At 36.2% G+C, this 17,393-nt stretch carries 16 protein-coding genes and 1 other annotated feature; of the genes, 9 read left to right on the top strand and 7 right to left on the bottom strand.

Annotated elements, in window-relative coordinates:
• Positions 1-349, top strand: a 349-nt coding sequence (locus tag HF876_RS17430) for a hypothetical protein (RefSeq protein WP_205964164.1), incomplete at its 5' end; no start/stop codon positions are given.
• Here the strand turns inward: HF876_RS17430 and HF876_RS17435 are convergent.
• Entirely contained in the window at positions 346-1,503 is a 1,158-nt protein-coding gene (locus tag HF876_RS17435; protein WP_169361330.1) for an acyl-CoA dehydrogenase family protein, read from the bottom strand. The genes HF876_RS17430 and HF876_RS17435 overlap by 4 nt on opposite strands.
• Positions 1,504-1,568: 65 nt before the next feature.
• Positions 1,569-2,501: an aldo/keto reductase gene (locus tag HF876_RS17440; protein ID WP_169361331.1), complete on the bottom strand. Its 933-nt coding sequence runs from the start codon at positions 2,499-2,501 to the stop codon at positions 1,569-1,571.
• Positions 2,502-3,204: 703 nt separating this feature from the next.
• Here HF876_RS17440 and HF876_RS17445 point away from each other — a divergent pair.
• Both HF876_RS17445 and fosB read left to right on the top strand, forming a co-directional pair.
• Positions 3,205-3,777, top strand: coding sequence for a histidine phosphatase family protein (locus tag HF876_RS17445; RefSeq protein ID WP_169361332.1), 573 nt, complete (start codon positions 3,205-3,207; stop codon positions 3,775-3,777).
• Positions 3,767-4,195 carry a metallothiol transferase FosB gene (gene fosB / locus HF876_RS17450; protein WP_169361333.1) on the top strand — a complete coding sequence of 143 codons (429 nt, stop codon included), beginning with the start codon at positions 3,767-3,769 and terminating at the stop codon, positions 4,193-4,195. Before HF876_RS17445 ends, fosB begins: the two co-directional genes overlap by 11 nt.
• 79 nt (positions 4,196-4,274) lie before the next feature.
• Here the strand turns inward: fosB and HF876_RS17455 are convergent, their stop codons facing one another.
• Genes HF876_RS17455 through HF876_RS17465 form a run of 3 tightly spaced genes read right to left on the bottom strand, consistent with a single transcriptional unit; the run spans position 4,275 to position 5,143 of the window.
• Complete coding sequence (locus tag HF876_RS17455; RefSeq protein ID WP_169361334.1) at positions 4,275-4,460, bottom strand: hypothetical protein; 186 nt, start codon at positions 4,458-4,460, stop codon at positions 4,275-4,277.
• Position 4,461: 1 nt separating this feature from the next.
• On the bottom strand, positions 4,462-4,635 hold the full coding sequence (locus HF876_RS17460; protein ID WP_169361335.1) for a YvrJ family protein: 174 nt from the start codon (positions 4,633-4,635) through the stop codon (positions 4,462-4,464).
• On the bottom strand, positions 4,628-5,143 hold the full coding sequence (locus tag HF876_RS17465) for a sigma factor-like helix-turn-helix DNA-binding protein (RefSeq protein ID WP_169361336.1): 516 nt from the start codon (positions 5,141-5,143) through the stop codon (positions 4,628-4,630). The genes HF876_RS17460 and HF876_RS17465 overlap by 8 nt, the downstream gene beginning before the upstream one ends.
• A 424-nt stretch (positions 5,144-5,567) precedes the next feature.
• Here HF876_RS17465 and HF876_RS17470 point away from each other — a divergent pair, with 424 nt between their 5' ends.
• From HF876_RS17470 to ileS, 5 genes are all read left to right on the top strand, one after another.
• On the top strand, positions 5,568-6,878 hold the full coding sequence (locus HF876_RS17470) for a helix-turn-helix domain-containing protein (RefSeq protein WP_169361337.1): 1,311 nt from the start codon (positions 5,568-5,570) through the stop codon (positions 6,876-6,878).
• A gap of 396 nt (positions 6,879-7,274) precedes the next feature.
• On the top strand, positions 7,275-8,591 hold the full coding sequence (locus tag HF876_RS17475; protein WP_169361338.1) for a hemolysin family protein: 1,317 nt from the start codon (positions 7,275-7,277) through the stop codon (positions 8,589-8,591).
• A gap of 49 nt (positions 8,592-8,640) precedes the next feature.
• Complete coding sequence (locus tag HF876_RS17480) at positions 8,641-9,705, top strand: hemolysin family protein (protein ID WP_169361339.1); 1,065 nt, start codon at positions 8,641-8,643, stop codon at positions 9,703-9,705.
• A 208-nt stretch (positions 9,706-9,913) separates the two neighbouring features.
• A complete protein-coding gene (locus HF876_RS17485; protein WP_169361344.1) occupies positions 9,914-10,468 on the top strand; it encodes a GNAT family N-acetyltransferase in 555 nt (184 codons plus the stop codon).
• Between the two features lie 130 nt (positions 10,469-10,598).
• Positions 10,599-10,839, top strand: a binding site (T-box leader).
• Positions 10,840-10,891: 52 nt separating this feature from the next.
• Entirely contained in the window at positions 10,892-13,960 is a 3,069-nt protein-coding gene (ileS, locus tag HF876_RS17490) for an isoleucine--tRNA ligase (protein WP_169361340.1), read from the top strand.
• A 51-nt stretch (positions 13,961-14,011) separates the two neighbouring features.
• Here ileS and HF876_RS17495 read toward each other — a convergent pair whose 3' ends face one another.
• Entirely contained in the window at positions 14,012-14,476 is a 465-nt protein-coding gene (locus tag HF876_RS17495; protein WP_169361341.1) for a hypothetical protein, read from the bottom strand.
• A gap of 102 nt (positions 14,477-14,578) precedes the next feature.
• Between HF876_RS17495 and HF876_RS17500 the strand changes: the two genes are divergently transcribed.
• Positions 14,579-15,379, top strand: coding sequence for a class I SAM-dependent methyltransferase (locus tag HF876_RS17500; RefSeq protein WP_169361342.1), 801 nt, complete (start codon positions 14,579-14,581; stop codon positions 15,377-15,379).
• Between the two features lie 38 nt (positions 15,380-15,417).
• Here HF876_RS17500 and HF876_RS17505 read toward each other — a convergent pair whose 3' ends face one another.
• The gene (locus tag HF876_RS17505; protein WP_169361343.1) at positions 15,418-16,824 is read right to left on the bottom strand and encodes an HD domain-containing protein; all 1,407 of its coding nucleotides are present in this window, start codon (positions 16,822-16,824) and stop codon (positions 15,418-15,420) included.
• Between the last annotated feature and the right edge of the window lie 569 nt (positions 16,825-17,393).

The following is a 17,393-nucleotide window of genomic DNA, read 5'->3' on the forward strand; positions in this document are numbered from 1 at the left end:
GCTAGCCAATCAAGAAAAGCGCAATCGCCTATGTCTGCCCCGACAGGCAAATGGAGAAAAGCGAGGAGGCAGCTCTTTTGCCACCGGAGCTTTTAACCATTTGACCCCGAGGGGTAAGGCGATGGAGCTAGCCAATCAAGAAAAGCGCAATCGCCTATGTCTGCCCCGACAGGCAAATGGAGAAAAGCGAGGAGGCAGCTCTTCAGCCACCGGAGCTTTTAACCATTTGACCCCGAGGGGCAAGGCGATGGAGCTAGCCATCAATTTATCCACAGGTTTCGAAGTTTATAAATTCTTAAACAAAAATAAAACGAAGCGAATGGACTGCTTTCCATTCGCTTCGTTTTAATTTTCGTCTTTTTTAGCTGCATCAATAGCAGCACTTGCTAATTTTGACTTTATCATATCTTCCATTGGAGGGTTGTATAATCCTGCTCTTACATTTAGGTAGTAGCGATGCATCGGATTAGATTGAGAAAGGGCTCTAGAGCCAACTATTTTCATAGCCAAATCGACTATTTTAATAGCTCCATTCGTAACGGCTATTTTAGTAATATCCAGTGACTCTTGAAGGGTCGTCTTATCTTCTGCTTGCTCATATCGTTCCACCGTACCATAGAGCATATGTCTTGCAATGGATAACTCTAGTTCCATTTCGCCTATGATATGCTTAATATTTGGAGTCTCCGCGATTGGCTTTCCTAAAGAGGTGGGGATATAAGAAGCTGCAAAGTCAACTGCGTATTTCCTTGCTGCAGCAGCGATCCCTAAGTAGCAGGCTGGAATATGAAGCATCCATCCCTTTGCTTCTGTCTTGGTAGCAGGTAAGGCTTTCAGGATATGATTTCCGGAAACTCTAACATTTTCTAAAATGAGGGTATGACTTGCAGTTCCTCTCATGGAAAGCATATCCCATGTTTCAAGAATAGAAACACCAGGACTATCCTTAGGTACTACTATCATTTCAACAATGCCGATTTCGTTTGTGCATGTAACTATAATATAATCGAGTACAGGGGAAGCAGATGTAAAAGTTTTCTCACCATTAATAACTAAATCCTTGCCATCCCGTATAACTGTTGTACGGGGAAGAGCACCTCGTGTAGGGCTGCCGGCATTATTTTCAGTGGCTGCACTATTAATGATTGCACCATTTGCTATTTCCTTTAGAAGCCAGTCAGCAGCATCCTGCTCCCAATGGTTGTTTTCTGCATATTCCAAAACAATCCCGTTATGCCATCCAATGGATAGTCCTGTAGCACCACTACCCTCAGAAATAGCTTCCTGTGCTAGTATGTATTCATACAATCCTAAGCCTTGCCCTCCGTACTCCTTTGGTAAAGTTAAAGTAGGATAATCTATATTCTTTAAATCTTGGAAATCGGCAAAAGGGAAGGAGCCGAGTTGATCGAGCTCCGGCTCTCTATGTCTAAAAACTGGTTTTAAATCGTTTATCTTAGAAATTAGCTCGAATTGTTCTTTTGTTTTAATAAATTGGTCCATAGCCTGACATCCTCTCTCTATATATTGCTATGCAAGTCTATGCGCTTAAAATGATAAAAAATAGATCAGTGAAAGATTTTAGAGATTTCGTTTATTTCATCTTTAGAAAGTTTAATTTCTAGAGTCTTAATATTCTCTAGTACTTGCTCTGGCTTTTTAGCACCAGGAATTACAACATCAATTGACTCTTGTTTTAAATACCAGGCTAACACGAGATTAGAAACCGCCACATGCTTATTGTTGGCAATTGCCTTCAATTCATCCACTTTATTTAAATTCTGAATGAACGCTTCTCCTTGGAACAATGGGTTCTTTGCTCGTCCATCTTCAAATGTACTATTAGGAGAAAATTTTCCTGTCAATAAGCCAGAAGCTAAAGGGAAATAAGGTATAAAGGAGATATTATTTTCTAGAGAGTAAGGGATTAAGTCTTCTTCTGCATCTCGTTTAAAAAGATTATAGCCAGATTGGATGACTTCGATATAACCATCTTTGTTTCCTTCTCTTAACTGATTCATTGAAAAGTTGGATACCCCGATAGACCGGATTTTTCCTTCCTCTTTTAATCTATGGAGTTCTCCAACCGCCTCATATTTCGGTGTTTGTTCATCTGGAAAGTGTATATAAAATAAATCAATATAATCTGTTTGTAGGCGTCTTAAGCTGTTTTCAACCGTTTCTCTTAGAAATTTTGGTGAATTGTCTACTTCCATTTTGTCATTCATGTACTTTTGTCCACCTTTTGTAGCAAGAACAACATTAGCTCTTTGTCCTGTCTCTTTAAGTACCTCACCAATTAGAATTTCTGATTTTTCAGGCCCGTACATATACGCGGTGTCGATAAAGTTAATGTCATTTTGTAGGGCTGCGCGAACAATTTCTTTACCTGTTTCGTCCTTTAAATTAGGGAAAATATTGTGTCCTCCAACAGCATTAGTGCCCAGACCTATTGGATTTACAAATAACCCAGTACTACCAATCTCCACTTTATTAGACATAAAAAACCAACTCCTTTTCTATGGATAATTACTCATTCATCATATCAATAAATAAAATAGCGACCTAATGAAAGAACTTCCAATGTTATTATACTTTTAAATATATTTCCTATGCAGAGGAAAAGTAAACTATTATGTCGAAATATGAATTAATGGGAAAACAGAAAAGAAATATAGATAATTAATAGGTTAGATTCATACATAGAAGTTTTTTAGATAAATAGAAAGTCTCCAATTGTAGGTAACAAGTCTATAAAATTAAAATTCACAAGGAGGAGGAAATGAATGAAATCTAATATAAGCTATTCAAATAAGCGTTCAAGAGTCTGGATATGGCTAGTGATTATCCCTATTGTGATTACTTTTCTTTCAATGAAATTTCTTCCACCAGCACTTCTCTTTTTACCGAATTTATTACTAGCATTGTTTTTCCTCCTCTATTTTATGAGGCTTGTCGGAAAGATTAGGAGTGAGAAAGCTAAATAACGTTTCTTTAAGTTATTTCAGCCAATGAAGAGCAGCTTATATGTAACATGATTTATTTAATGTTTATATTGATTGCAGCAACTAAAGGTGCTGGGTGAGACAGATGAATTATCCAACACGTTCGTAGTCTGGGTTGATGGTTCTCGCCAATACCGCGTAAAAGGACCGACCGAGAGCGAAAATCATTATTTATAACTTGAGGAGGAAGGGGTCTCTAATGACTAACATCTATTTTGTAAGACACGCACATTCAACCTATTCAACAGACGAGGTAGGGAGACCATTATCTCTTAGAGGTTTAAATGATGCCAATCTTGTTGCGAATTTGTTAATGCACCATGATATTGACCATGTTATATCTAGTCCTTATAAAAGGGCTATACAAACTGTAGAAAAAGTGGCACAGCAATTTAATTTGACGATCGAGCTAGTAGAAGGCTTTAGAGAAAGAACATTATCAGAACATCCGGTTCCGAATTTTGATGAAGCAATAGCAAAGGTATGGGAAGAACCAGCTTTTTCATGGGAGGGAGGGGAATCAAATCTAGTTGCACAGGATAGAGGTGTAACGTCCTTATTGCAGGTATTAGATGAATGGCAGGATAAAAACGTGGTGATTGGAACTCATGGTAATATAATGGTTTTAATCATGAATTATTTTGATGTCAAATATAATTTAGCTTTCTGGGATCAGCTCCAGATGCCTGATATTTATCAGTTGTCATTTGAAGGTAGAAAATTGAGGGATGTTAAAAGAATATCAGAAGAAGAGGTACTACATGGATATTAAGGGCATTAACCATTTATTATTTTCTGTTTCTAATCTTCAAAGGTCCATACAGTTTTATAAAGAGGTGTTGAATGCAAAACTATTAGTAGTTGGAAATAGCACCGCTTATTTTGACGTAAATGGAATATGGTTAGCTTTAAATGAAGAGCCACATATACCTAGAAATGATATAAAATATTCCTATACGCATATTGCATTTACTGTAGACGAAAAGGACTTCCAGGATATTTGTAAAAGACTAGAAATATTAAACGTGACAATCCTTCCTTCGCGAAAGAGAGAGGAAAGAGATAAGCAGTCCATTTATTTTACAGATCCAGATGGGCATAAATTCGAGTATCATACCGGTACATTAGAGGATCGTTTGAAGTATTATAAAGAGGACAAGCAACATATGCGGTTTTATGAAGAAGCTTAAAATCCTTTAACACCCATACTTGCAAGGAAGGGTGTTAAAGGTCAATGAGTAAAAGTTGTGGAAAGTTAAAAATATAATCTCATCTCCTATTCATCTCAAAGAATCCCGGCACCTCTTGCGTAACCTTGTTATTGATAATTTTTAGTATCTTTTCTATTAAGTCCTGCTCCAGGTCTTCTCTGTATTCAAAGCTTGTTTGATATAAAACACTTTCCATTTTAGGCTCTAGCTGTTTAAGAAGCTTCAAAATTTCAGCTTCGTCCATTTTATTTTCCCCCTTTTTTCTTTTCTAGGTTATGAACGACAGTATTGGATAGATTGTGCAGTGAATTTTCTAGTGCCTCCAGCTTATTTTCAAAACGGTGAAGTAAATAAATGGAGACTACAATTGGAAAGCCGAAGTTGCCAAGCAACTGAACAATATTGCTAGCTTCAATCATACGTAAGCTCCTTTCGAATGTTTTCGATTATATTTCGTCTTGATTTTGAAACCGCTTGTTGTGAAATGCCAAAATAATGTGCAATTTCCCGGTCGGTCATTTGTTTTACAAAGACGAGTGATAATATTTTCTTCTGTCGTTCTGAAAGCTTTCTTATACTAAAAAATAATTTATCAGACGAGATGTGGTCTGATATGTCATCTGAGAATCCAATAAAGTCTGTAAAAAATCTTTCATGATAAATAACTGATATTTTTTCATCACCATCTAGTGATAAAATATTCCTCCTTCTGTGAAGACGCTCCTTTTGATCAAATCGTTTACTTTCAAAATGTAATACCTTAATCACATAGGTTAAGATACGGATATTTTGGTAAAATCTTTTAAACTCTCTATCTAATTTGTTTTTAATCTCTTGGCTATTGGTGTATTGATATTCTTCAAGCATCTTTTGATTGTCAGGGTAGCTGAGAAACTCTTCTATAATCTTTTTATTACCAGTAACCATTTTTAACATTCCCCCCTTGAAAATAGAATGTAATACTTGGCTGGCGCTAAGGAAAAAGGGACTTTAGCAACGAGTGACTTGTTGTTCTCATATAAAGGGATTTTTTTATTATTTTTTACAACTCCCTTGAAATGTTTTTGAAATAAAAGTAAAATTTATAATTGTATATCCTAAATATTACTAAAATTTGGATAAGAAATATACTAATATTTGTTGTGAAATAAAAAGAAAAAAGTATTATTATTTAAGGCGCTATAATAAGAATTTCTTTTTTTAAGTGAATTATTGTACAAAATATTGATTTTCGCTATGTTTTTCTTCTTTATTTATAGGGATGTAGAAAAAAGTCGAAAAAATAAAAAAAGGAATTCAGCAATGGAAAGAGAATTATAACCTATACTACATTGCAAGGAGGTGACTTCCGATGGGTGGTAGTATTGGTCTCATAATTAAGCAGGAAAGGTTAAATCGGAATATTAAACAAACGGTTTTGGCCAAAGGGATTTGTTCAACTTCCTATTTAAGCAAGATAGAAAGTAATTCAACGATACCTAGCGAAGATGTAGCACAGCCATTGTTAAAACGATTGAACTTGATGCTAGAAGAAATACCACTGGAAGAAGAAAACAAAGTTATTGAAGACTTATATGCACTATATAAAAGTGCTATTTTAAGTAGAGATCAAGAAATGGTCAGGGAACGCCTGCAGCAATATACATCGCGGAAGATTAATTTTACCAATTTAAAAAATTTTTACAGTTACAATTTATACATGTTTCGATTGATGTTGATTATTAATGAGGAAGTCCTTCAAATCTATCCGATTTACCAAGTCCTAATAAAAATGGAAGCCGATTTTGATGACAAACAAAGGTTTCTTCTAAATTTAAATCTTGGAATATATAACTATTTAATCGCAGAATATTGTACTGCACTAGAAAAGCTCGAGGATGCTCTGAAGCTGGTAAACTATAGCTCTTTTGAAGAATGGGAACTCGCCGATTTTCATAATGTTATAAGCTTAAGCTACTTTAAATGTAACGAGTACTTTAATGCCATTAACCATTCTAGTAAATCACTTAAATATTACAAGGATAATCTACTCTTTGAACGGGCAATTGATAGCTATATAGTTACTGGCATGGCCTATAAAAATATGAAAAATTATCAAGAAGCAGAAAAAAACTATAACTTAGCAAAAAAGCTGGCTATGGATTATAAGCTAACTCAATACAAAGGCATGCTTTATCAAAATTTAGGATCTCTCCAGGCTATCCAAGAAAATCATGAAAAGGCAATTGAGTACTATACACTTAGTCTATCGTATAAGGAAGGTCCTCAGCAGGTGGAAGGTTATATGATAACCACACTTTCCATTGTCAAAGAATATTCCAAGCAAAACGACCATCAAAGGGTCCTTAGCTGGTGTGAAGCGGGTTTCAATAAAATGGACGAGGCTAGCATTCAGCAAAGAAGCAATATTAAATCTTACATACACCATCTTCACATATACCAGGCTCTTCATAATAATTCGGAGGAATTTGAAGCTATTGTTAAAAAAGGTATTAATTATTTTGAAAAAGTCCATGACGATCGACATGTTCAAAAGTACTCTATTCTTTTAGCGGACTACTACTATAGGAATAGCAGATTTAAAGCAGCGAACCTTTATTATCAAAAGGCGAATGAAATATTGTTTAGAAAAAAATCTATTACAAAGTGGGAGGATTTATAAAATGAAAAAATTACTCATTCTAAGCTTAGTAACTTTAACGGTCTTATTTAGTTTTGGAACTTCTACATTTGCTGAAGAAGAAGCACCTCGACCAACATCGTCTGGAAATACAAACTAGTAAAAGTCTAGTCATGGACTTTGGATAAATATTTAACTTATATCACCCACCTGTGCAATTACAGGTGGGTGTCTATGTTATTTGTACGGAAAAGCCTAAATACTGATTAAAATGAAGTAATTCGGCTAGAAAATTGAGAAAGATGAAAAAAATTTGTTTTTTTGAAACCATAACGTGATGGTTTTCGTTATAATATACTAGATAAGATTTTTTAAGAGTCATATAACAAGAGAGTATTAAAAATAACGGAGGTGAATCCCTCGAAATGAGGGAACATATTGGACTCGAGTATATTAAATATCATTTTATTAATCATCTTTTTAGGTTTGACAGCATTTTTCGTAGCAGCTGAATTTGCAGTAGTCAAAATCCGCAAATCCAGAATTGATCAGTTAATCGAAGAAGGTAATAAGAAAGCTGAGATTGCAAAGAAAGTTGTAAGTGACCTTGATTATTACTTATCAGCGTGTCAGTTAGGTATTACAATCACAGCTATTGGGTTAGGGGCTTTTACAAAGCCTTACGTTAAGCATTTAATGTATCCTATTTTTGAATGGCTCAATACCCCTGAAACTGTAATGAATATTTTATCTTATGGTATTTCACTTGCGATTGTAAGTTACTTACATGTCGTTATTGGGGAAATGGCACCAAAAACATTAGCGATTCAATTTTCGGAGAAAGTCACATTAATGTTGGCACCAAGTCTATATTATTTCGGTAAAGTAATGTATCCGTTTATTAGAGCATTAAATGGTACTTCACGATTTCTATTACGTGCTGTAGGGGTAAAAGCAGCTAGCGAAGATCAAGCCTATTCAGAAGAAGAGCTTAAAATAATCATGTCTCAAAGTTTCCAAGGTGGGGAAATTGATAAGCAGGAATTGGAATATATGGAGAATGTATTCGCCTTTGATGAGCGAGTTGTCAAAGACATTATGGTTCCTCGCCCAGAGTTCGTTGCTATTGATAGGGATATGAATACTACAGAAATAGTATCGATTTTAGATGAGCATAATTACACTCGTTATCCAGTCGTTGAGGAAAACGATAAAGATAAAATTATTGGCTTTGTAAATGCAAATAAGTTACTTAGTCGCATAGTAACAAATCGTCCTGCTGATTTGAGTGATTTTGTTCGCACGATTCCATTTGTGTTTGAGCAAACACCGATTCAAAATGCATTATTAAAAATGCAGGAGGCGCGTGTACATATTGCGGTAGCTGTCGATGAATATGGTGGTACCGCTGGTATTTTAACGTTGGAAGATATACTAGAAGAGCTCGTTGGAGAAATTCGTGATGAATTTGATGCGGATGAAGTGGATGAAATTCGTAAGACGGGCGAAAACGAGTATACAATTAACAACCGAACATTATTAGAAGAATTAGAGGATCGCTTTGGTATAGATTTTGAGGATAGTGAAGATATCGATACAATTGGTGGTTGGGCACTAAATGAAGGTTTTAAAAACACATCCGAAGTTAACGAAGGAATGGAAATACAGCACGGTGATCATCTATGGATTATTGGTGAAGTAGAAAACTATCATATTAAAGAAGTAATCTTCAAACAAAATTATTTTAAACAATAATTACGATTAATTATTAATGGAGGTGAATCCCTTTCCATAAGGGAGTTAATTGGACGGTATAATTATTTTAAACTTAGCGTTAATCACATTATTTATTTTATTGACAGCGTTTTTCGTAGGGGCAGAATTCGCGATTTTAAAAGTGCGTATGTCACGAATTGATCAGCTTATCTCGGAGGGAAATAAAAAAGCAGTCGTCGCCAAGAAAGTTACACAAGATTTAGATTACTATTTATCAGCCTGTCAGCTAGGAATAACAGTGACAGCTCTAATTTTGGGAGCACTTGGAGAACCAACCGTTGAAAAAATGTTAGCACCAGTATTTGAATATTTAAATTTAGGTGAAGCTCTTTCAACCGCACTTTCCTATGCCATAGCGTTATCGGTTGTTACATTTTTACACGTAGTTCTTGGTGAATTAATGCCAAAAACATTAGCAATTCAATATGCTGATAAAATGACACTTCTTTTAGCACCACCTCTTTATTGGTTCGGGAAAGTTTCTAAGCCGTTTATCTCAACTTTAAATGGTTCCGCTCGTTCGTTATTAAAAATATTTGGTGTAAAGCCTGCGGGACATGACGAAGTGTATTCTGAAGAAGAATTGAAAATGATTGTTACACAAAGCTTTGCAGGTGGAGAAATCAACCAAACCGAACTTGCTTACCTGGAAAATATATTTGCATTTGATACTCGTCAGTTAAAGGATATTATGATTCCCCGGTCAGAGGTGATTATGCTAGAAAAACAGCAAACGCTTGAGCAAATGGTGGCGGTCATTGAAGAGTTCGAATATACACGCTATCCAGTCATTGACGTTTTAAAAAAGAAGAATGACGTAATTGGATTTATTAACACAAAGGAAATGTTAACGGATATCGCTGCTGGACGTTCTAATGACGTGACATTCTTCATCCATGACATCCCAAGATTTAAAAATTCAACAGTTATTAAAGAGGTATTCTTAAAAATGCAACAAACACGTAAGCACATGGCCATTGTAACAGATGGCAAAGGAGTTATCGTGGGCCTAGTAACAATGGAGGATATATTATCAGAAATTGTTGGTGAGATCCAAGATGAAGATGATGGAGATTTTGTATATGCAACATAACTTTAACCACAATTAAACAATACATTGGAAGAGTAACCCGAATAGTGGACATGTAACAAGTGGGCCTATTCGGGTTTTAATTATTTATACTTGAATCGTTTTTGGGCTTAACGGAGAAAAGATTATTTGAATTTTAGAGAATAGATTAAATACAACCATCACGTTTTAGTTTTGATTATTTTGAGATCAAAATTATTTGCGGAGGGGGATAGCGATGAAAGAATTATATTTGGAGACTGATCGCTTGATCCTCAGAACATTTAATGAGGAAGATTATGAGAGCTGGTCAAATGGATTTAATAATCGATTACCTTCTCAATATAAATATGACGAAGGATACAAAATAATGGAGAAGGCGTCTAATGAATGGTTCTCTGATTGGATCAAAGGTTTTAATAAGGCTCTAGAGAACGATGAAATGTATATAATGGGTATTTTTAGAAAAGAGGATGGAGTTAATATCGGAAAGGTAGAACTAATCACAATTCTTAGGATGGATTATCAATGGGCTATGATGGGATATTCTATTCATAACCAATATTGGAAAAAGGGGTATGGAGTCGAAAGTGTGAGAGAAGCTAAAAAATATTTTTTTGACTCGTTAAAGTTCCAACGAATTGAACTTCATATTAATGTTGATAATAGACCGTTCGAAACTCTTGCTAAAAGAGCCGGCTTTAAATACGAGTGCACACGAGAGAAGTTTTCTATGGAAGAGGAAGAATGGGTAGACTTTCTAATTTATTATGCGCTTAGAGAATAAGCTTGTTCCTTGGATCAGTAACATTTGAAACGAACTAAAAGATCGAATATTTATATTTTTCGCTAAGTAACAAATAATCCTATTGACATTCGTTTTACATACATGATAAATTTATCCACAATAAAACCATACAAATTCGTTGATGAGAAAAAGTAAAAGATAAATCTATTCCAAAGAGAGCCGATGCTATGCTGAAAGTCGGTGTTTAGGTTATTTTTGAAAATCCTCTCTGAGAAGTCGCACTGAACTAAGTAAGTGTGATCGGGTGTCTACCGTTAAAAGGAACGCGTATGCTTGTACGTGGCTAAGTGCTATTGAGGTGAAGATTTCAATGGAATTAGGGTGGTATCACGGTTAAACCCGTCCCTTTACTGGGGCGGGTTTTTTGTATGTTTTATTAATTTGAACGTGGAGTGATATCAGATGGTTAACAAGGACGTAAAGAAGACGGTTTTACAACGCGAGCGGCAGATAAGAAAAATGTGGGAGGAGCATAATGTATTTCAAGCATCTATTGAGCAACGAGATGGAAATCCTACATTTGTGTTTTACGAAGGTCCTCCTACAGCGAACGGTTTGCCACATGTAGGGCATGCCCTCGGCAGAACGATAAAGGATCTGGTCGCTAGATATAAAACAATGAAGGGTTATCAGGTCATTCGAAAAGCGGGCTGGGATACCCATGGGCTACCAGTTGAACTTGGCGTAGAAAAACAGCTTGGTATTTCTGGTAAGAAGGATATAGAAGACTATGGGGTCGAAGCATTTATCAAGAAATGTAAGGAAAGTGTATTTGTTTATGAAAAGGAATGGCGTGACTTCACAGAAAAGCTGGGATACTGGGTCGATATGGATAGCCCCTATATGACGATGAGTAATAGCTACATTGAAAGTGTATGGAATATCCTTGGTACTATACATGATCAAGGTCTGCTGCAAAAAGGTCATCGGGTTTCCCCATATTGTCCTAGTTGTCAAACGACCTTAAGTTCACATGAGGTATCTCAAGGGTATAAAACGGTTAAAGACTTATCAGCAATAGTTAAGTTTAAACTTACACATAAAGAGAATGAGTATTTTCTTGGATGGACTACTACTCCTTGGACACTGCCGGCAAATGTAGCCCTAGCGGTTAATCCTTCGCTTGAATATGTTCGAGCGAAGAAAGGGGAGGAGGTATATATCCTCGCAAGAGATTTAGTTAAAAAAGTCTTGAAAGATGGATATGAGATTCTTTCCACCTTAAAGGGGGCAGAATTAGAGGGTCTTTCCTATACCCCACTTTTTGATCTTGTACATGTAAAAAAGGGATATAAAGTAGTTACCGCAAATTATGTTTCAAGTGATAGCGGAACTGGTATTGTCCATATCGCACCAGCGTATGGGGAAGAGGATTACAAAGTGATGAAGGAAAATAGCTTATCTTTTATTCATGTAGTAGATGAAAGAGGGAGGTTTACAATAGCCGTCGAGGGGTTGGAAGGACGTTTTGTTAAAGAGTGTGATTTAGAGATTATACGATTACTCTCCCATAAAGGGCTACTGTTTTACAAGGAAAAATACGAGCATAGCTATCCCTATTGCTGGCGCTGTGATTCCCCATTGCTCTATTACGCAATGGAAAGCTGGTTTATACAAACTACAGCCTTAAAAGAACAATTTTTAGCTAATAATGAATCCGTATCTTGGCATCCAGAGCACCTCAAACATGGTAGGTTCGGCAACTTTTTAGAGCAAATGGTCGATTGGAATATCAGTCGTAATCGTTATTGGGGCACCCCACTTAATGTGTGGGAATGCAGCAATTGTAAGCTTGAGCTCGCCCCTAAGAGTATAGAAGAATTAAGCAAGTATTCGCTACATCCTCTAGGAAGTATTGAGCTCCACAAGCCATACGTAGATGATGTTCGTCTCTGTTGCCCTTCGTGTGCTGGAACTATGAGGAGAACTCCTGAGGTGATTGATGTATGGTTTGACAGCGGTTCTATGCCATTTGCCCAATATCATTATCCATTTGAGAATGAGAAGCTATTCTCTAAACAGTTTCCAGCAGATTTGATCGTAGAGGGGATTGATCAAACAAGAGGATGGTTTTATAGTCTTTTGGCTGTTTCTACACTGTTTACAGGCAAATCACCATATAAGCGTGTTCTTTCCACTGGGCATATTTTAGATGAGAACGGCCAAAAGATGTCTAAAAGCAAAGGAAATGCGTTGGATCCCGTTGAGCTGATCCAACACTATGGGGCAGATTCGCTGAGATGGGCTTTACTCGTTGACAGTGCCCCCTGGAATGCAAAAAGATTTTCTGAACGAATTGTTCAAGAGGCAAAATCTAAGCTGGTTGATACACTAGACAATGTTTATCATTTTTATACGCTCTATACTACTTTAGATAAATATGTTGTAACGGGAGATAAAGCCCTTCAGCAAACAACATTAGATAAATGGATTCTGTCCTGCCTTCATAGTACAATTCGTAACGTTAACATTAAATTAGATGAGTTTAACTTTACGAGTGCAGCCAGAGATATTGCACATTTAGTGGAACAAATCAGCAACTGGTACGTAAGAAGGTCGAGGGAACGCTTTTGGTCAAGTGGTCTTAATAAGGATAAGGTAGCAGCATATGAAACGCTTTACGAGGTATTGACTAAAGTAAGCCAATTACTTGCGCCATTCACACCTTTTATCGCGGAAGAAATATACGTGGGACTTACTGGGAAAAGTGTCCATCTTGCAGATTATCCACAGTCTGATGAATCCCTAATCGATCAATTACTCGAGCGAGAAATGGGTGAGGTATTACAGGTTGTTGAACTAGGAAGAAGCATTCGCAACAGTCTTGCTATAAAGGTAAAGCAGCCACTAGCACAATTGTTTGTGATGAGCAGCAAGCCAATAAATTGGAGTGCATATGAAAATATTATAATGGAAGAGCTAAATATCAAGGAGTTTCATCCGCTTAATAGCGGAGAAGAATATTTTACTTCAACTGTGAAATTAGATTTTAAAAAATCAGCTGCTAAGTATGGCAATCAATCTAATAGTATTAATATGAGGCTAAATAACTTAACATCTAGTCAGGTAAGCGAGCTTATTCAAAATAGAAGTATAAAGTTAGAAGAAAATCTTGTTTTACTAGAAGACGTTTTAATAGAGAATAAAGTAAAGGATGGCTTTGCTTATGGAACTAGTAATGACATGACTGTTGTGATAAATGTGACATTAACGGAAGCCTTGATACGTGAGGGGTGGATGCGTGAGTTAATCAGGGCAATCCAATCCTATCGGAAGCAGTTGCTTTTACCTGTAGAAAAAAGAGTAAATATCACCCTTCACACAACTGCCGAGATGTATGCAATCATAAACAGTTTTTATCCATTGCTAGAACAAAGTGTATTAATGAATCAGCTTATCGTTAAACAACAAAGAGTAGCAGGTATAAGTGTGACGATTGGTGGTCATGAGATTGAAATAGCACTTGAATAAAAACTAAAAAAAGGGACATTCTTTCGCGAATGGTCCCTTTTCAAGTCTCTATTAATGCCAAGTATTTCTTTCCACTAAACGAGCATATAAAACATAAAACTCTCTTTCTGGATATTTCTGTTTCATTTTATCAATATGTTTAACAGCATACTCTTCTGCCTCTTCATAAGTGAGGTGGGTCATAGTGCCGCCTGAATTGGTGTACATAGGAGAAGTTGCTTCGTTAATTTGTACAAAGGTGAATGTGATATAAATCTTTTCAGGAAGGTATTGGGCTCTTTTTAATTCGTCATCTGCAGTTCGATCGTTTTCTGAAAAGTAGAATGTATCATGCTTATTCAACAATCCAACTCTCTTTAGTACCCACAGATCGGTGTAACCCATAGAAACTTCTTCTCGAAGGTTTGTATAGATTTCCTCTAGGCTATCACCTATTTTAGGGAAGGCATATCCTCGGTTGGTTAAGTAAACAAAGTAGCTGATATTTTCAGTTTCATCCAGTAACTTCTTGATCATTTTGCTCCTCCTTTTATTTTTAAGTTATGATAAAGTAAGTATATTACATTAATTCATACTATTGTTTATTTTCATTTAAACTTTAGTGAAAGGGTAGTGAAAATGGAAAAATTATTAACTTATATGAAGACGGTAGGAAGTTCTTCTATTCAACGTATACAGCTTCAACATCGCCTAGGGCTTGTACAAGCCTTTAATATTGAAAAGGGCATGAGAGTGCTAGAAATCGGGTGTGGTCAAGGTGATACAACAGTTGCCTTGGCAGATGCAGTAGGTGAAACAGGATTTGTAATGTCAATTGATATTGCTGGCAGAGATTACGGTAAACCCATAACATTAGGAGAAGCAACTGACTTTATAAAATCCTCCCCAATAGGTAACCGAGTATCTTTTGATTTAGAAGCAGACTTCCTAACGATGAAAATAGAAGAGACATATGATGTAGCTATACTCTCTCACTGTCTTTGGTATTTTCAAGAACCTGCTACGTTGCTTTCTTATCTTAAACGATTAAAGCAGGTAGCTAAGCACATATGTATCGCTGAGTGGGATCTAGAATGGACTAAGCCAGAGCAGCTTGCCCACTTTTATTCAGCGAGCATATTGGCAATATATGCAGAACAGTTTGAAGACGAGGGTAATATCCAAAATATTTTTCACAAGGAACAACTTAAAGATATGCTGAAAGAATCAGGTTGGAACCTAGTTGACTCAAAAAATGTGGATGCATCGTTCCTACAGGACGGCAAATGGGAAGTAGACTATGCGATATCAGTGAGAGAGAAATTTAATCATTCACCTGTTAAAATACAGACGCTAATTCAGAGTTATTATGCCTTACTACAGAAAGCTTCAAATAAGGATGTTCAATCATTAAACAGTATAGTATTAATCGCAAACTAGCCTAACACGCCATAAGATTGCTAGACTCTTATGGAATGTTAGGCAGGGTTTGTCTCATCATTCACGATATCGGTTATTTCTTTAACAGCCTTGGATGTTTTCACAAAATGAAGCCACTTTGCATTAGCAGTTATTTTATTTTTCACATGGAGCTCTACTATATCTTTATCCTTTAAAATTGTTTGAAGTGAGCTTATCGTGCCATTTACTTTAGCAAAGGCTAGTTTATTTGCCAAAGTCGGATTAAGTGCATATGCAAAGTCAATGATGTTGGAGTTAATTGGTAACTTAATAATATCCATTTTTGGTGTGTATATTTCTATTTCTTTATAAAAAAGTTCTAAAGAGACTAGCTCACAAAATGCAATTGGGTTATTGGTAATGGATTTAGCAAAAGGAATCGAATTCCCTAAAAGAGAGGTACTTAGTGTTGTAGAATCCATGGTCTTTAAGCAAGCGAATATCCCATTCTGGTAGAAGTATTGTGTTTGCCTATCCTGTAAAACAATTGTCATTGGAATACCAGCTACCCTAACCTTTGTTTTGAGCTGTTTGATAAAGGGGTGTTTTTCAATGGCAATTTGGTCTACAAAATGATCTGGCATTGTTTCAAATGTGGAATGCACGAGACCAAGAGCTGTATAGCAGTTGAAGGTAGAATCAATGGTAATGTGAACAGTAAACATATCAGAAAGGTAAAATCCTTCACTTAACAAGTTGTACCCTTGAAATAAGGGGATATTAATCCATCTATGTTTGGTAATTATGTGTGAAGTATCCTCTTTCATTAGTTTAGTAATAAATTCCTCATACGATTCTTCATAAACTTTTGTATAGTTATTTATCTTCTCTCGAAATTGCTTATACCGTTCCGGATGCAAATAGCTGAAGGCTAGCTCTTCCAACTCTCTTTGGAGTGTAAACAACCCTATTCTTTCTGCTAATGGTGAAAAATAAAGAAGTGTTTCGTTTGAATAGGGAATTTTCTTTTCCGTTCTTTTGATAGCCAGGGTTCTCATATTATGCAAACGATCTGCTAGTTTAATAGCTGCTATTCGTATATCTTGAATAGCATAGGATAGGAGCTTCTCCATATTAATGGCACTATACTCCTCTTTTTCAAACGTACCTTTTTCAAACTTCGTTAACCCATCCACGATAAAGGCGACATCTTTTCCAAATAAAAGCTCGATTTCCTTGAGATTAACTGTTGTATCTTCCACTACATCATGAAGTAAGGAGCAGACTAAAGTCGTTATGTCCGCCTTGTATTCGGACAAAATCAGGCACACCTCGAAAGGGTGGATAATGTAAGGTTCACCAGTTGCTCGTGTTTGGCCAACATGCGCCTTTTCAGCAAAATCCATGGCACTTTTTAGTTGAACTAATTCTCTTTCCTCTAAATAGTTACAGCTATGTATAAGCTGCTCTTTTACTTCCTTCATTGAAAATCACCTCCATTTATTAATATATGTATTAAGTCCTCCTTGAGCAAAGCAATTTAGACTAATAAGTGGTATTTATATTTATTCTACCGAAATGTCAGAATTCCTTTTTAAAGGATAGAACAATCCTAACCATTTGGAGTCTCCCCGTATGAGCGCCAATAAATGAATGGAGAGTGTCCCATAAGAGTGAAAACTCGCCCATAAAATATGAAATAGTGCCCCATAAAGATTAAGAAGTGTCCCATAAACGAGGAAAGCGCCCGTAAATGGTTGGAGAGTGTCCCATAAACAGTGAAAACTCGCCCGTAAAATATGAAATAATGTCCCATAAGGATTAAGAAGTGTCCCATAAATAAGGAAAGCGCCCGTAAATGGTTGGAGAGTGTCCCATAAACAGTGAAAACTCGCCCATAAAATATGATAAGTGTCCCATAAATTGAGTGTAATTCACTCGAGGTCACATGTTTCTAAACTATCTATTCGATGATCAGTCAAGTCCATAGTATTGTGTAAAATTGTATACAATGTTTTCAAACCTACTTGAGAAGTGTAAAAACCCCACTTCA

Source organism: Psychrobacillus sp. BL-248-WT-3, assembly GCF_012843435.1.
Classification (GTDB): Bacteria; Bacillota; Bacilli; order Bacillales_A; family Planococcaceae; genus Psychrobacillus.

Bases quoted from the DNA above. Each gene is read 5' to 3' on its own strand.
- fosB (WP_169361333.1), top strand. From the start codon at position 3,767: ATGGATATTAAGGGCATTAACCATTTATTATTTTCTGTTTCTAATCTT.
- HF876_RS17500 (WP_169361342.1), top strand. From the start codon at position 14,579: ATGGAAAAATTATTAACTTATATGAAGACGGTAGGAAGTTCTTCTATT.
- HF876_RS17470 (WP_169361337.1), top strand. From the start codon at position 5,568: ATGGGTGGTAGTATTGGTCTCATAATTAAGCAGGAAAGGTTAAATCGG.
- HF876_RS17455 (WP_169361334.1), bottom strand. From the start codon at position 4,460: ATGGACGAAGCTGAAATTTTGAAGCTTCTTAAACAGCTAGAGCCTAAA.
- HF876_RS17440 (WP_169361331.1), bottom strand. From the start codon at position 2,501: ATGTCTAATAAAGTGGAGATTGGTAGTACTGGGTTATTTGTAAATCCA.
- HF876_RS17465 (WP_169361336.1), bottom strand. From the start codon at position 5,143: ATGGTTACTGGTAATAAAAAGATTATAGAAGAGTTTCTCAGCTACCCT.
- HF876_RS17495 (WP_169361341.1), bottom strand. From the start codon at position 14,476: ATGATCAAGAAGTTACTGGATGAAACTGAAAATATCAGCTACTTTGTT.
- HF876_RS17460 (WP_169361335.1), bottom strand. From the start codon at position 4,635: ATGATTGAAGCTAGCAATATTGTTCAGTTGCTTGGCAACTTCGGCTTT.
- HF876_RS17435 (WP_169361330.1), bottom strand. From the start codon at position 1,503: ATGGACCAATTTATTAAAACAAAAGAACAATTCGAGCTAATTTCTAAG.
- HF876_RS17505 (WP_169361343.1), bottom strand. From the start codon at position 16,824: ATGAAGGAAGTAAAAGAGCAGCTTATACATAGCTGTAACTATTTAGAG.
- ileS (WP_169361340.1), top strand. From the start codon at position 10,892: ATGGTTAACAAGGACGTAAAGAAGACGGTTTTACAACGCGAGCGGCAG.
- HF876_RS17445 (WP_169361332.1), top strand. From the start codon at position 3,205: ATGACTAACATCTATTTTGTAAGACACGCACATTCAACCTATTCAACA.